The sequence below is a fragment of the Galbibacter marinus genome, from assembly GCF_000300875.1.
Classification (GTDB): Bacteria; Bacteroidota; Bacteroidia; order Flavobacteriales; family Flavobacteriaceae; genus Galbibacter; species Galbibacter marinus.
This window is the reverse complement of sequence record NZ_AMSG01000039.1, coordinates 1-16082: the sequence shown is the minus strand read 5'-3', so window position 1 is coordinate 16082 and position 16082 is coordinate 1. Positions and strand designations below refer to the sequence as shown.

Here is a 16082-nt window from a genome sequence, read left to right as displayed (position 1 = left end):
ATAGTAAAAACCCAGAAATTGTTCTTGATCCGGAATGATCCAAGATCTAGCATAATTTTTCTTATTTGCCACCATCCGAAATAAAAAATCCGTAAAACCTTTGTTTTCAGGTGTTTACGGATTTTTATGGTGGTGCCTCCAGGAATCGAACCAGGGACACAAGGATTTTCAGTCCTTTGCTCTACCAACTGAGCTAAGGCACCAGTCGCTTGATTGCGGGTGCAAATATAAATTCAATTTTAATATTACCAAAACATTTGTGAAAAAAAAGCGTTTTGTAAATTAGCCACTTTAATAGATTTATATGAATTTAATAATTGATGTTGGGAATTCTCAAGTCAAAGTAGCTGTTTTTAAGCAAGATGAGCTTGTGAGTGTGGAGACCATGCAGGTTGATGCATTGTTGAATCATGTGAAAAAAAAATTTAAAAAAGATGATACCATAGACCAAATTATGGTTTCATCGGTGGGTAATTTGCCAGTTTCGGCTATAGAATCACTTAAAAAATATGCCCCTGTTATGATGTTGACTAGGTCACTGAAGTTGCCATTTAAAAATGATTATGGATCACCTGATACTTTAGGTGTGGATCGTATTGCTCTGATTGCTTCTGCTTCCACTAAATATCCAAAACAAAATTGCTTAGTTATTGACGCTGGAAGTTGTATTACATATGATTTTATAAATCAAGAAGGTCATTATAAGGGAGGTGCGATAGCCCCAGGGCTCAAAATGCGGTTTAAAGCAATGCATGCCTTTACTGAGGGCTTACCACTAGTGGATTCATTTGAACTAAAGGACTTCATTGGCACTAATACACAAGAGTGTATGATATCTGGTGCAATAAATGGTTCGGTACAGGAAATTGATGCTGTAATTAGCCAATATCAAAAAAAATTCAAAGATTTAACAGTTATTTTAACAGGAGGAGATAGTCATTTTTTGTCTAAAAGATTAAAAAGTAGCATATTTGCCCATCCTAATTTTCTCCTTAAGGGGGTGAATTGCATTTTAGAACTCAACAAACACTAATGATTAGAAAGATAATATTTGTCACTGTACTCTTTATTTTTAGTTACAGTTTTGCACAAGAGGGTAGTGTCTCTCCTTATTCATACTACGGAACAGGGGATTTACGATTCAAAGGAACGGCTGAAAATCGCTCCATGGGAGGAATTAGTGTTTACGCCGATAGTATTCACCTAAATTTAAATAATCCTGCTTCACTTGGAAAATTACGTTTAACTACTTTTGGAGTTGGAGGTAATTACAATTCTGTGAGTTTAAAAACAGCTGACCAGAAAGAAACAGCTTCAGATTTTACATTCGATTATATTGCCCTAGGTATTCCACTGGGTAATAATTTAGGAATGAGCTTTGGATTAAGACCCTACACTTCTGTTGGCTATCGAATTGAAGGATTGGATGACGCAGGTGAACTTTCAGAGTATAACAAGTATGAAGGAGAAGGTGGAATCAACAAAGCCCACTTTGCATTAGGATACGAGTTCCTAAATAATTTCAGTATTGGTGCTTTGGCGAACTTCAACTTCGGAACCATTACCAATAAGACTATCAGTTACTTAGATCAAGTTCAATACGGTTCTTTAGTGGAGAATACCTCAGAATATAGTGGATTTGATTTTAAATTTTCGTTACATTACGAAGCTGAATTACGAAAAAATCTTAATTTGCAATCCGCAATTGTGTATACACCCGCAAATAAGATCACTTCAAGTAACTCGAGAAGTATCTCGGCGGTATCAAGAAATGCTTCGGGAAGTGATACCCCAAGTTATACTGAAGAAATTGATTTAAGAGGTAATGGATTGAATTCAACCTATCTACATTTACCTGAATCGTATAGTTTTGGTCTTGGAATTGGTAAAAAGTATACATGGTTTGTCGGGGCTGATTATGAAATTAGCAAGACTAGTGAATTTAAAAATGATTTTATTTCAACAGCAAACGGATCTTATGAAGATGGAGAGCGATTCTCTGTTGGAGGATTCTGGGTGCCTGACTATGACTCCTTTACAAGTTATTGGAAGCGAGTCACCTATAGAGTTGGGATGCATAATTCAAGAACAGGTCTTATGGTAAATAATGTTCCCGTTCACGACTTTGGCATGTCTTTTGGTTTAGGATTACCAGTAAGGAACTTTTCAAACCTAAATGTTGGTGTTGAATTTGGAAAAAGAGGAAGTACTTATCTTGGGAGAATCGAAGAAAATTATTTAAATGTTTTCATTAGTTTGTCTTTAAATGATCAGTGGTTCCAAAAGAACTTAATTAGATAATAAAAATAACACGTAAACCTATAATATTAAATAAATGAAAAAGAACGTTTCTATATTGTTTTGCGTTTTGGGAGCAGCTTTATTTAGTGTAGTTAGTGCCCAAAATCCAGAATGCCCTCAGAACCTTTCTATTTTTGCAGAACATGCAAAAGTTAAAAATTATGATGCGGCATATGAGCCTTGGAAGATGGTGTATGATAATTGTCCAACATTACATTGGGCAACGTATCACTATGGAGAGCGTATTTTAAAACACAAAATTGACAGTGATCCTGCTAATAAAGCAGAATATGTTAAGATGTTAACCGAATTATACGAGACATCATTTAAAAACTTCCCAGATCGTTACAATGAAACTGGAAGTTTGATCGACAAAGCATTATTGCTTAATGATTATAAATTAGGTACTGATGAGGAGATTTACCAAGTATTAGATCAAGCATTTAAGAACAATCCAGAAGAGTTTAAAAACCCTAAGGCACTTTATTTGTACTTCTCTAAATTGGTAGATTTACACGATGCTGGTAAAAAAGAATTGCAAGAGGTATTTGATACCTACGATGATGTAACTGGTAAAATTGCTGAGGAAAACCAAGAAATTGGTGAAACCATTGTCAAGTATATTGAAAAAGAAGAAGCTGGTACTCTTACTAGTAAAGAAGAGAAAACTCTTGCTGCAGTTAGACAAAACGGTGAGAACTACGAGAAAATTAGTGGAAGTATTGATGCGAAATTAGGGAAGTTAGCAGATTGTACTAACCTAATTCCACTATATCAAAAGAATTTCGAAGCTCGTAAAGGTGATGCTGATTGGTTAAAAAGTGCTGCAGGTAGAATGGATTCTAAAGGGTGTGCAGGTGATCCATTATTTGTGAAGTTAGTTGAAGCTCTAGATGAAATTGAGCCTTCTGCAAGTTCCAAATACTACCTTGGATCGTTATATGACGAGCAAGGAAACAGTACAAAAGCTTTTGATTTTTATAAACAATCAGTTGATTTAGAAACTGATCCAGTCAAAAAGGCACAGAAGCTAACAAATCTCGCTAATAAAGCATCTCAAAGAGGTCGTAAGTCTTCTGCTAGACAATATGCTAATGAAGCATTACAATTGAATCCAGCTGGTGGAACACCTTATTTAATTCTTGCAAACTTGTATGCTAATAGTGCTAATGAGTGTGGAAGTACAGCATTCGAAAAAAGAGCAATTTATTGGAAAGCAGCTCAAACAGCTAGGAGAGCTGGACAAGTTGATCCTTCCCTTAAAAGCAGAGCAGCTTCAGCTGCCGCTAGTTATGAAGGAAGAGCTCCAAGTAAATCTGATGTCTTTAGTTCAGGAATGGCTGGCAAAACCATCGAATTCAACTGCTGGGTTGGAGGAAGCATTAAAGTTCCAAGCCTTTAATGATCAGGCTTAGTAAATATATAATATTGAACATTGTCACGGTTTTTACTGTGACAATGTTTTTTTCATGTAAAGGGAATCTTAAAGAGGTTCAAAAAATCAATGCTATTAATAAAAACCCAATAGGGATAGCTGAGAATTATGTGCTGAAGTACACCGACTCTACTAAGCTGGTAGCGGTAGTGAGCGGACCCCTTTACAAAGATTTTAGCAACCAGCAATTCCCATATAGAGAATTCCCAGATGGCTTTCATGTGGATTTCTATGACCAGGACAATCAGAAAAGTTCCATAGAGGCTGATTACGGTATAATTTATCTCGATACAGAGCTCATCGATATGCAGGGCAATGTAATCCTTCAAACTCATGATGGCAGAGAACTACACTCTGATCAGTTGTACTGGGATCAACAAAATAGTTGGGTGTTTACTGAAGGAAACTATTCTTTTATAAGTGAGGACCTAAATATAAAAGGCGTTGGAATAGATTTCAACAGAGATTTTAGCGTGGTTAATTCCCACGGTAACACTGGAGACGCTTTATTTGAAGAGACTAAAGAGGAATAGTCTCAAATTCTTATTTTCTTATTTTTCACTTTCTAAATTGTTCAAGATATTTAAAGGAATCTGCTATAGATAATTCTAAGATTTGTCTAATATACAGCGGAAATTTTATGTATTTTTGGCTATTAATTCAAGTATATGAGATATTTTAAGATTTTTGAAATAGCATATTTGGTAATTGCAATTTTAGCAACAATTGAGGCTGTTAGAATGTGGCCAATAGATCGTAGCAGATCCTATATTATGATATTGTTTGCAGTAGTTTCTATTGGAATGTTCTTCTTTAGAAGGTACTACCGTAAAAAGTTTGGCAATAGATCTAAATAGTAATTAATGTCTTTCACCATTGGGGTCATAGTAATATCGCTGTTGTCATGCGCTTTCTTTTTAGGTATGGAGGCAGCGTATCTCGCTGCTAATAAGATCCATGTTGAGATAGAGAAAAAACAAGGTGGCCTGATGGCTACTGTACTCACTAGACTCACTCAAAAACCTTCTAAGTTTATCGCGACTATGCTAGTAGGGTATTACCTCTCATTAGTTGTATATGCGATCTTTTCTGCTAACTTAATTACAAGTTATTTTTATCCTCAATTCAATCATTTCTCAGAGCTTCCGATTGAAAACTTATTTTTAATAGCAGCTTGTAGCGGTTTAATTGCGGTATTTTTAGCTAAACTATTGCCTAAGATTATCTTTCAAATCTACTCCAATACCCTTCTAAAGGTGTTTGCAGTGCCAGTGTACATTTGTTATATCTTACTTAATTACATCACCTCTTTTATAACTTGGATTTCCAAAATCATATCAAGGGTATTTTTTAAAATTAATAATGGTGAATTACAATATGCATTCTCTAAGGTAGAATTAGGGGATTATATATCTGAACAAATGGATGCCGTTGATCAGGATCAAGAACTTGACTCTGAAATACAACTTTTTCAAAATGCTCTGGAATTCTCTGAAGTAAAGGCAAGAGAAGTAATGGTACCACGTACGGAAATAACAGCTGTGGAACTTCACGAGTCACCTAAAGGTTTAAGTAAGCTTTTTACAAGCACTGGATATTCGAAAATATTAGTCTATAAGGACACCATAGACGATATTGTCGGTTATGTGCATTCTTTTGATCTATTTAAAAAGCCAAAGGGGATTAAAAATATAATGATGCCCGTGGAATTTGTTCCAGAGACCATGCTAATTAGTGATGTGTTAGAGGTGCTAACAAAAAAACATAAAAGTATCGCTGTAGTACTTGATGAGTATGGTGGAACTTCAGGGATTATGACCGTAGAGGATATTGTAGAAGAACTCTTTGGTGAGATTGAAGATGAACACGATACCGTTGAGTTACTTGAAGAGAAACTATCTGAGGAAGAATATCGATTTTCAGCACGTTTAGAAGTGGACTATATTAACGAAACCTACAGGCTTGGACTTCCTGAGTCGGAACATTACGAGACTCTTGGTGGAATGATAGTTAGCCAACTGGAAGAAATCCCAGAGAAAGGAGCTGTAGTACAATTCGACGGATTTCAATACACTATAATTGAAGTAAGTACAACTAAAATCGAAATAATCCATCTCAAAGTACTTGATCAAGAGTAAAATTCAACAATAATTACAACTACGGGTTTTTATTATTCCAAAAAAGTGGTATTTTCGCCCCCTGTGAAATTATACAATAAACATAATTAATAAATGGCAGTTCTAGAAAAAATAAGGAGTCGGTCGATATTTTTGATCTTGGTCATCGGTATGGCTTTGTTTGCATTTGTGATCTCTGGAGTTTTTACAAATAACGGAGGGACAGGAAAAACAACTGTAGGGGAGATTAATGGAGAAAGCATATCGCGACAAGATTTTGCATTCAAGGTTGAAAACATGTCAAGAAGATATGGTGCAAACGCTACTACACTTCAAGTGGTGAACCAGGTTTGGAACCAAGAAGTCAGAAACATTGTTTTAGAACAACAATTTGACGAATTGGGGATTAATATCGAAAAAGATCAAATCCTTAATGTGGTTAGAGCGAATCCAGGAATATCTTCCAATCCAAATTTCCAAAATGAGGCAGGTGTATTTGATGAGGGTAAATTCATCGAATTTATTGCTGACATGAAAGCAAACAACCCAATGGGATATGAGCAGTGGAAAATGCAAGAAGATGTTTTAATTAACGCCTCCAAAGAACAGTCTTACTTCAATTTGATTAAAGCTGGAGTAGGAGCTACTTTGAAAGAAGGAGAACTTGCCTATCATTTAGAAAATGACAAGGTGGATATTAGATATGTTCAAATACCATATAACACAATTCCTGATAGCGCTGTATCGGTAACAACCAAAGAAGTTGAAGCTTATATTAAAAAGCACGAAAAAGAATTCACTCAAGAAAGCTCTAGAGATATTCGATATGTATTTTTTGAGGAAAAAGCTTCTGATGCTGATATAGAAGAGGTTAAATCTGAGCTTAATAAACTACTAGATCAGAGTGTTGAGTACAACCAATCAACTAAAGCAAATGATACCATCGCTGGTTTTAGAACCACTAATGATATCGCTGATTTTGTTAACAGAAATTCTGATGTAAAATACGATACTACATTTGTAACTAAAGCACAGCTTCCAACTGCCTATGCTGATACGCTATACAATTTAAGTGTAGGAGAAGTATTTGGACCATATAAAGATGGTGCGTTTTACAAATTGTCTCGTATGGTTGCTAAGAAAGAAGGTGGTTCTGTGAAAGCTAGCCATATCCTAATTTCTTACGATGGGACTGGTGCCCAACCTAAGGAACCAAGAACTAAAGAAGAGGCTGAAACCCTTGCAGAAGACTTGTTAGGTCAAGTGAAAGCAGATCCTTCTGCGTTTGCTGCCTTAGCACTTGAATATTCAGAAGATCCTGGTTCGGCTACTCGAGGAGGTACTTATGATAATATTCCTGAAGGACAAATGGTTCCTGAATTTAACGACTACATTTTTGATAATAAAATAGGATCTATCGGACTTGTTGAAACTGATTTCGGATTTCATATTATCAAAGTAGAGGATAAATATGACGTAGTTCAATTAGCAACTATCGCAAGAGAGCTTGAGCCATCAGAGAAGACAATTAGTGATTTGTTTAACCAAACCACAACTTTTGAAATGACTTCTATGGAAGGAGATTTTCAAGAAGTTGCCAAAGAAGGAGATTACATGGTAAGACCTGTAAACAAATTAAGCGCTTTGGATGAAAACATCCCTGGATTAGGAAATCAACGTACTATTGTTCAGTGGGCATATAATCCTAATACAGAGGTTGGTGCAGTGAAGCGTTTTGGTACCACTAGCGGATACGTTGTGGTTCAATTAACAGGAAAACGAAGTAAAGGATTGGCAACGGCAAAAGATGCCTCCGCTAGCGTTTTACCTATCTTAAGAAAACAAAAGAAAGCAGCATTAATTAAGGAGCAAAACAGTGGGAAATCTTTAGAAGAACTTGCTAGTAGCAACAATGTTAGTGTAAAAGGAGCTTCTGAACTAACTATGAAGAATCCTAGCATCTTAGGAGCTGGTAGAGAACCTAAAGTAGTTGGTGTTGCTATGGGACTATCTCAAGGTGAGGAGTCTAATTTAATCGAAGGAGAAAACGGGGTGTATAAGTTAAGTGTTAGCAAAAAAGCAATTGCACCTTCTTTGGATAATTATGCAACTTATGCCAATACAGAAAAAACATTGAATAGAAATAGATCTACTTTTGCGGCTTATAGTGCCTTGGAAGAAATGGCAGATATTGAGGATTATAGATCTGAAATATATTAAGATCATATTTCTCTAAGCTAACTCAATTATCTTTATAAAAAAACACTCTTCGGAGTGTTTTTTTATTGCCTTAAATTTATGGTAGGATATACATAGTTGAGCTATATATAATACTACTTCTAAGGGGTGTTAATAGACCATATCTGGGTAAGGAATAATAGTAGGGTATCCTTTTACTTGGAAGTAATTTTGTACGTACCCTTTGCTACCAGTTACTAGTATAAAATCACCACCCCATGCACCAAGGCTCTTAATGGCTCCTTTATAATCACTGAATAGTTTTTCCTTTACCGGGGTTAAATGTATTGCAGAAGCGATGTAACGCTCATGGACCTGGATCAAGTTCTCGAATTGCTGTAAGGATGATGCTTGGATAAATTCAACCGTTAATTGACTTATTTGTTTAATAAGCCTGCTTTCTTTGTCTTTTAAGGTCTTGTAACGTTTGATGCCTTCTCTGCTATTTTGTTTCTGGTTTAGATGCACAAAAAATAAACAATCCTTGAAGGTGGGATTAAACTCTATTAAGTCAATAATTGGCTGGTTTGCTTGGAGTTGGTATGTTAGCGGTTTATCGTTTTGAGCACAGGCAATATCATATCCACTCCCTGAAAAACCATTCCACAACAATACATAGGGATCGACCCCAGCCCAAGAAGCGATGTTTGTAATAAGGGTAGAGGAACTGCCAAGGCCCCAGTTGGTGGGAAAGTCCAATCGTGTTTCTACGCTATAACCATCCTTAGGGTTTATAAAAAAAGGGTTTAATTTTTGAGCTTCCACCAGAATTTTAGACAGTGTTTTCGCTTTTTCGAACTCCTTATCTAGTGAATTATCAATGGGTATTGGAGTTATTTGTACTGGATTTGTAATATCTAGTATCGCCTTAAACCAAAGTTCTCCAGTTGATCTGTAAGCTGTCCAATAAATCTGGCCAGTATCGCCCTTACCGACTGATAAACTTTGTCCGTATTTTGATGGTAATGCCAAAGCCAACCCGCCATCAAGTACCGCATATTCTGCTGTAATTAAAACCTTACCATTACTTCGGTACTTGTGCATCTTCTTTCTCTTTTAATGCATTAAATTCAGCTATAACCTCTTTATGAGAAATCGTTTTATTTTTAAAGTAGGTAGTGAAATATGCTTTTTGCTCTTGAGTTGCCCCTAAATGGTTCAAAATATTGAGTAAATGCATTTTCATGTGTCCTTTTTGTATACCCTCAGTGGTTAAGGAGCGAATGGCGGCAAAGTTTTGTGCCAGTCCCGCAGTAGCGACAATCTGCATTAACTCTTGTGCGTTAGGATTGTCCAAAATTTCTAACGACAGTTTCACTAGCGGGTGTAGATTTGTCAACCCACCAACGGTTCCCAAGGCTAACGGTATTTCTAAACTAAATGTAAATACATCATCCTTGATACTAGCTTTGGATAAACTTTTATAACTTCCATCTTTTGCGGCATAGGCATGTGCTGCGGCTTCTATAGCACGAAAATCATTACCTGTAGCCAACACTACAGCATCGATTCCGTTCATAATTCCTTTATTATGGGTCACGGCTCTGTGTGGTTCTATATTGGCAATTTCAACAGCACGAATAAATTTTTGAGCAAAATCCAGTGGATCCATATTCTTATCTGCATCGAGATCCTTTATTTTACAACTTACAGATGCTCGAACTCTACAGTTAGGTACATAATTGGATAGGATACTCATCACTATTTGCACTTCTTTTTCCTGTGGGTCAAACAAATCGGAATTCTTGAGCTCTGACTCGAAAGTTTTAGCAATAGTTTCAAGACAGGAATTGATGAAATTTGCTCCCATGGCATCCTGGGTCTGAAAAGTACAATGCAACTGATAATAATGTTGAAGATCAACTGTTTTATCTCTTAAGGTAATGGAAGTGATCCCGCCTTTGCGTTTACGCATGTTCTCGGTAATCTGTAAGGTAGCTTCATTTAATTTTGGTTCTACCATTTTAAAAAAGGCGTTTAATTTATCCGTCCTTCCTGGGTATATTAAATGTACCTGCCCTATTTTTTCTGTGCCAAGTACCTCCGCTTTAAATCCTCCACGTTTTTGCCAGTATTTTGCAGCATTTCCAGCGGCAGCAACCACAGAACTCTCCTCAATAGCCATGGGGATAGTATGGTATTTTCCGTTAATTAGAAAATTAGGAGCGATACCCAAGGGTAGATAGAAATTCGATACGGTGTTCTCTATAAATTCATCGTGTAAACGTTGAAGTTTAGAATCACTATTCCAATATTGTTTGAGGATTTCAATACCTGCCTGTTGGTCTTTAAAATGATGCGATGCGAGCCAAGCTATCTTTTGCTCCTTCGTGAGTTTAGAAAATCCGTTCACCGATGTTGCCATGTACTTCTATGCTATATTAAAAGGCAAAGATAAGGATTATCACTTTTAGGCCTAGGGCTATTTGGGCTCAACCTTTCTAAAGCAGCATTAAATAATAGCTTTACTTGGTACAATCTGGTCTAGTTAAAGGGAAGGTTTAACTAAAAATATTACACTATTTGTGAAATAATTAGTAAACTTGACGGCTTTTTAATTCATACATAACAATTTAATGAGAAGAAAATTTACGCTAATCCTACTATTTGTTGGACTGTTTAACTTTGTTACAGCTCAAAATCAACAACTTACATTAGAGGAGATTTGGGGAGGTGCATTCCGAACCCAAACAATGGATGTCTTGCACTCTATGCGCAACGGACAACAGTACACTGTTTTAAACTACGATAGGGCCACAAAAAGTGCTTCAGTAGATAAATATGATTACGAAACTTTGGAAAAAGTTGAAACCATTGTTTCATCCGCTGATTTGGATGCAATCAACTATTTTTCTTCTTACACTTTCAGTGAAGATGAGTCCAAACTTATTTTAGCAACTGATGTAGAATCAATATTTAGAAGATCAACATTAGGAATATATTATACGTATGATATCAAATCTAAAAAATTGGATTTGATTTCTAATAACAAAATTCAAGAACCTACATTTTCTCCGGATGCGTCAAAGGTGGCGTATGTTTTTGAAAACAACATCTATATCAAAGACCTTCAAAGTGGTGAAATAACACAGGTTACCACCGATGGGGAAAAGAATAAGATTATAAATGGTGTGACCGACTGGGTATATGAAGAAGAGTTTGCATTTGTTAGAGCTTTTGATTGGAACAAATCAGGGGAGTACCTTGCATATATTAGATTTGATGAAACTAATGTGCCTGAGTTTTCTATGGATGTCTATGGTGAAACCCTTTATCCTACACAACATGTGTTTAAGTATCCTAAAGCAGGAGAGGAAAATTCTAAGGTAAGTTTACACACCTACAATCTAAAGAGCTCAACTACAAAGACCGTTGATTTAGGGGATGCTTATTACATTCCTAGAATTGACTGGACAGAGGATCAAGATGTTTTAAGTATACAGGTGATTAATCGTCATCAGAACGATTTAAAACTGTATTTCCACAATATCGACGGTCAAACTGAAATGGTATTAAATGAAACGGACGATGCTTATGTTGATATCACAGACAACCTAACATTTCTAACAGATAATAGTTTTATTTGGACTAGTGAGAAGGATGGTTATAACCACATCTACCACTACAATAAAAGTGGTAAATTAGTTAATCAAATTACTAGCGGACCATGGGAGGTAACTAATTACTACGGATATGATAAGAAAACTAACAGAGTTTTTTATCAATCAGTTGAAAACGGTAGCATTAATCGTGATGTGTATTCCATTAAATTAAACGGAAAAGGTAAAACTCATCTTTCAAATGAGCGTGGTACAAACCGCGCCACTTTCAGCGCCGACTTTAGTTACTTTATCAATGCATTCTCTAGTGCAACTACTCCGCCAAAATATACGCTGAACAACAGTAAGAACGGAAAACTTATTAAAGAAATCGTCAACAATGACGATCTGTTGAAAAAGTTAGCGAATTATCAATTATCACCAAAAGAATTCTCAACTATCCAGGTTAATGGAAACTCCCTTAATATGTGGATGATTAAACCTGCTGATTTCGACCCTAATAAGGAGTATCCACTTTTTATGTCCCAATATTCTGGTCCAGGATCCCAATCAGTATCGAATACTTGGATGGGAACCAACGATTACTGGTACCAAATGTTAGCACAAAAAGGATATGTTGTTGTCTGTGTTGATGGTCGAGGTACTGGCCTTAAGGGAGCTGAATTTAAAAAGGTAACCTATAAGGAATTAGGAAAGTACGAAGTTGAGGATCAAATCACTGCAGCTAAGCAGCTAGGAGATCTATCATTTATAGACCAAGATAGAATCGGTATTTGGGGATGGAGCTACGGTGGCTTTATGAGTACCAATTGTATATTAAAAGGAAACGATGTATTTAGCTTAGCTATTGCTGTAGCACCAGTTACTAGCTGGCGTTTTTACGATACCGTTTATACAGAGCGTTATATGCGTACTCCACAGGAGAATGCTAGTGGGTATGATGACAACTCTCCGCTTAATTACCCTGAACTTCTTAAAGGGGATTATTTATTAGTTCACGGTACGGCAGATGATAATGTTCATGTACAAAATGCAATGCGTATGGCATCGGCACTTATCGATGCAAATAAGCAATTTGATTGGGCGATTTACCCAGATAAAAATCACGGAATTTACGGCGGAAACACCCGTTTACAGCTTTATACAAAAATGACTAACTTTATTTATGAAAATTTAGGGGATAAAGCAAATCATAGCCAACCTACCACAAACAATAACTAATACTTAAAAACTCTAGTTTAATGGCAGCAATTGCAGATAAACCTGAAAAAGAAGAACTCTTTGGTCACCCCAAGGGATTGTACATTCTTTTCTTTACCGAATTATGGGAGCGTTTTTCCTACTATGGAATGCGTGCACTATTCACACTTTTTTTAGTAGCTGAAACCACTTCAGATAATGCAGGGTTTGGTTGGACAAATGATGATGCTTTAGCACTTTATGGCTGGTATACCATGTTAGTATATGTGTCTTCCATACCAGGAGGATGGATTGCCGATCGATTTTTGGGACAAAAGAAAACAGTAATGCTTGGAGGGTTACTCCTGTGTTTAGGGCATACTGTATTGGCACTTAACTCAGAAGTCTCATTTTACATTGGTTGTTTATTTATCATATTAGGAGTAGGGGGATTAAAACCAAACATCTCTTCTATGGTAGGTGGATTATACAAACCAAAGGATGAGCGTAGAGATATAGGATTCTATATTTTCTACATGGGTATCAACATTGGAGGGTTTTTGGCCCCAATCATATGTGGGTATATTGGCGAGAAAATCAATTGGCATTACGGATTCGGTCTTGCAGCTATTGGAATGTTTGTCGGACAGATTGTTTACATCTGGGGTCAAAAATATCTGAAAGATGTGGGGAATCTCATCTCAAAAAACAATGAAAAGGATAGAGAAATACTCAATCGTCCATTAACCCGAATTGAAAAAGACAGAGTCAAGGTGTTGTTTATTTCCTTTTTGTTGATCATTTTGTTTTGGGCGGCCTTTGAACAAGCAGGTGGACTTATGAACCTCTATGCTAAACAGAAAACCGATCGGGACTTCTTTGGTTTATTTACAGTTCCTGCTTCAGTATTCCAATCAGTGAATTCCTTCTTTATAATTATACTGGCTACAGCTGTTGGTGCATTTTGGCTCCGTTGGCGTAAAAAAGGTAATGAAGCATCATCCTTGTTTAAGATTGCAGTAGGTACTATCATTATGGCATTAGGGTTTGGATTTATGAGTATTGCAGCAACTGAAGCGGAATCAACTGGATCTTCAGCTATGTATTGGTTGATCTTGGCTTATTTATTCCATACTATAGGAGAACTTTGTTCTTCTCCTGTCTCCTTATCCTTTATTACAAAATTAGCACCGCTAAAGTATGCATCCATTATAATGGGGCTCTATTGGGCAGCCACAGGTCTTGGTAATAAAATTGCTGGTCTGATTGGACAAAGTGCTCAGAATCTTGGAGAGTTTGAAATCTTTACGGGTATCGCCATCATTTGGTCTCTTATTGGGCTTTTAGTGATCTTATTATTAAAACCACTAAAAAGACTAACCCATGGAGCTGAAGATGACGAAGGAAATGTAGGTGGTTTAGATGCTGAACCATTGGAACCTTCAACTAATAGAAGTTAAGATTTAACTACGTATATCATTTATATAAAAAGATAAGAGCTTAGCTCATTAAATACTGATTCTTGTTTTAATTAAATTTTAAAATTATGGATTTAACTCTGTGGATCTTAACAATAGGGTGGGTGTTTGTACTTTTATGGGTTCCCTTTATTATTTACACCAATAGAAAAACTCATCCTAAAGCGCTATTTATTTTATTTTTTGCTGAAATGTGGGAACGTTTCTCCTACTATGGGATGCGTGCTTTACTGGTACTTTATATGACCAAAGTAATGTTTATTGATTTAGCAGCAAGTGCGGCCGAGGTGAAATCATATGCCATATACGGATCTTATACTGCGATGGTTTATCTTTTCCCTGTAATTGGAGGGCTTGTTGCTGATAGATTTCTTGGTTTTAGAAAAACCATCTTATGGGGTGGACTTTTAATGATGCTTGGTCATTTTGCTTTAGGCATACAAGGAATCGATGGCATGGAAGGAAATATGCCTATGTTCTTCGGTGCTTTAGGACTAATTATAGTTGGTAATGGTTTCTTTAAACCTAATATTAGTTCTTTCCTAGGGAAGTTCTACGAAACGGATGATCCTCGCAAAGACGGTGCATTCTCCATTTTCTATATGGGAGTTAATATCGGTGCTTTCTTAGCGATGCTTACCTGCGGTTATGTCGGAGAGAACATCAACTGGCATTATGGGTTTGGCTTAGCTGGTATCGGAATGTTAATCGGATTAATTGTCTTTTGGGCCTTTGCTAGTGTATTTGGAGATAAAGGATATGCTCCTAAAGAAGTTGTTAGTGGTCAAAGGAAAATCTTTGGTGCCAAACCAAGTTGGGTTATAATGATATTGTCCTTGGTAGCAGTTCCAATATGTGCTTTAATGCTCAATTTGTCAGACCTCATGTCGACCCTGCTTTTAATTATCTCTATAGGTATTATTGGGTATTTAATTGTTCAGGCATTGCGAAGTGATGATAAGGCAGAAGGGCAGAGGATCTTGGTTGTGATTGTATTGTTTTTCTTCCATGCAGTCTTCTGGGCTTTATTTGAACAAGCGGGTGGTTCTATTACCATTTTTACTGAAAAGAACATTGATCGTACTGTGTTAGGATCTGAATTGCCTTCATCGATTTTTCAAAGTTTCAATTCTTTATATATAATGTTGCTTGCCCCGTTGTTCTCCTTTATATGGATACGGTTAAATAAGGCAGGTAAAGAACCTAGTACACCCATGAAGTTTGTATTAGGGTTAGTGCAGCTTGCCATGGGTTATGCTGTTATTGTTATAGGTGCTAAATACTTTGTCGATGACCAAGGACTGGTTTCCATAGTGTTCTTGGCTCTGATGTATTTCTTCCATACTACGGGTGAATTGTCATTATCTCCAGTAGGTCTATCCATGGTAACCAAGCTGTCACCAGGGAAAATTGTAGGTTTTGTTATGGGTGCTTGGTTTTTATCCATTGCCGTTGGAAACAAAATGGCTGGTTTTATCGGTACCCTTACGGCATCTGATAGTCCAGCGGAGGGTGCCTCTGCAGCAGATACCTTAACGGCCTATACACAAACTTATTTAGTTTGGGGTGTTCTAGTGGTGTTAGGAGCAGCAGTTCTTCTACTTGTTATGGTACCTACATTGCGTAAATGGATGAATGGTATTCATTAGAAAAGGATATATAAAGGTTTTAATCATATTAATCACCCTCTGCTTGTAAAAGTTCAGAGGGTGTTTTTTTTAAGGGGAAGCGGCTTGTAATATACTTTTTTCAATTTATTTTCGCTTGTAACGAG

The 16082-nt window shown here is 36.5% G+C and carries 12 protein-coding genes and 1 tRNA gene; 10 read left to right on the top strand and 3 right to left on the bottom strand.

All coding sequences use genetic code 11. The features are described from left to right. Positions 1–127 precede the first annotated feature (127 nt). Positions 128–203 (bottom strand) — tRNA-Phe (locus tag I215_RS14970). 101 nt (positions 204–304) lie between these two features. Here I215_RS14970 and I215_RS14965 point away from each other — a divergent pair. The 7 genes from I215_RS14965 (at position 305) to I215_RS14935 (ending at position 8073) form a co-directional block, all read left to right on the top strand. Then, entirely contained in the window at positions 305–1033 is a 729-nt protein-coding gene (locus I215_RS14965) for a type III pantothenate kinase (protein ID WP_008992833.1), read from the top strand. Then, positions 1033–2301, top strand: a complete 1269-nt coding sequence (locus tag I215_RS14960; protein WP_008992832.1) for a hypothetical protein — start codon at positions 1033–1035, stop codon at positions 2299–2301. Before I215_RS14965 ends, I215_RS14960 begins: the two co-directional genes overlap by 1 nt. A gap of 34 nt (positions 2302–2335) precedes the next feature. Beyond that, positions 2336–3703, top strand: a complete 1368-nt coding sequence (locus I215_RS14955; protein WP_008992831.1) for a tetratricopeptide repeat protein — start codon at positions 2336–2338, stop codon at positions 3701–3703. Then, entirely contained in the window at positions 3703–4269 is a 567-nt protein-coding gene (gene lptC, locus I215_RS14950; protein ID WP_040460607.1) for an LPS export ABC transporter periplasmic protein LptC, read from the top strand. Before I215_RS14955 ends, lptC begins: the two co-directional genes overlap by 1 nt. Before the next feature lie 135 nt (positions 4270–4404). Further along, positions 4405–4593, top strand: coding sequence for a hypothetical protein (locus I215_RS14945; protein WP_040460606.1), 189 nt, complete (start codon positions 4405–4407; stop codon positions 4591–4593). Between the two features lie 6 nt (positions 4594–4599). Beyond that, the gene (locus I215_RS14940) at positions 4600–5874 is read left to right on the top strand and encodes a hemolysin family protein (RefSeq protein WP_008992829.1); all 1275 of its coding nucleotides are present in this window, start codon (positions 4600–4602) and stop codon (positions 5872–5874) included. 93 nt (positions 5875–5967) lie between these two features. Then, entirely contained in the window at positions 5968–8073 is a 2106-nt protein-coding gene (locus I215_RS14935; protein WP_040460604.1) for a peptidylprolyl isomerase, read from the top strand. Between the two features lie 129 nt (positions 8074–8202). Here I215_RS14935 and I215_RS14930 read toward each other — a convergent pair whose 3' ends face one another. Further along, a complete protein-coding gene (locus I215_RS14930; RefSeq protein ID WP_008992827.1) occupies positions 8203–9135 on the bottom strand; it encodes a GYDIA family GHMP kinase in 933 nt (310 codons plus the stop codon). Further along, entirely contained in the window at positions 9116–10456 is a 1341-nt protein-coding gene (locus tag I215_RS14925; RefSeq protein WP_008992826.1) for a hydroxymethylglutaryl-CoA reductase, degradative, read from the bottom strand. Before I215_RS14925 ends, I215_RS14930 begins: the two co-directional genes overlap by 20 nt. A gap of 211 nt (positions 10457–10667) precedes the next feature. Between I215_RS14925 and I215_RS14920 the strand changes: the two genes are divergently transcribed. The 3 genes from I215_RS14920 (at position 10668) to I215_RS14910 (ending at position 15957) form a co-directional block, all read left to right on the top strand. Then, positions 10668–12872 (top strand): S9 family peptidase, encoded by a 2205-nt coding sequence (locus tag I215_RS14920; RefSeq protein WP_008992825.1) that lies wholly within the window; start codon positions 10668–10670, stop codon positions 12870–12872. Between the two features lie 20 nt (positions 12873–12892). Then, positions 12893–14290, top strand: coding sequence for a peptide MFS transporter (locus tag I215_RS14915; RefSeq protein WP_008992824.1), 1398 nt, complete (start codon positions 12893–12895; stop codon positions 14288–14290). Between the two features lie 86 nt (positions 14291–14376). Then, complete coding sequence (locus tag I215_RS14910) at positions 14377–15957, top strand: peptide MFS transporter (RefSeq protein ID WP_008992823.1); 1581 nt, start codon at positions 14377–14379, stop codon at positions 15955–15957. Positions 15958–16082 lie beyond the last annotated feature (125 nt).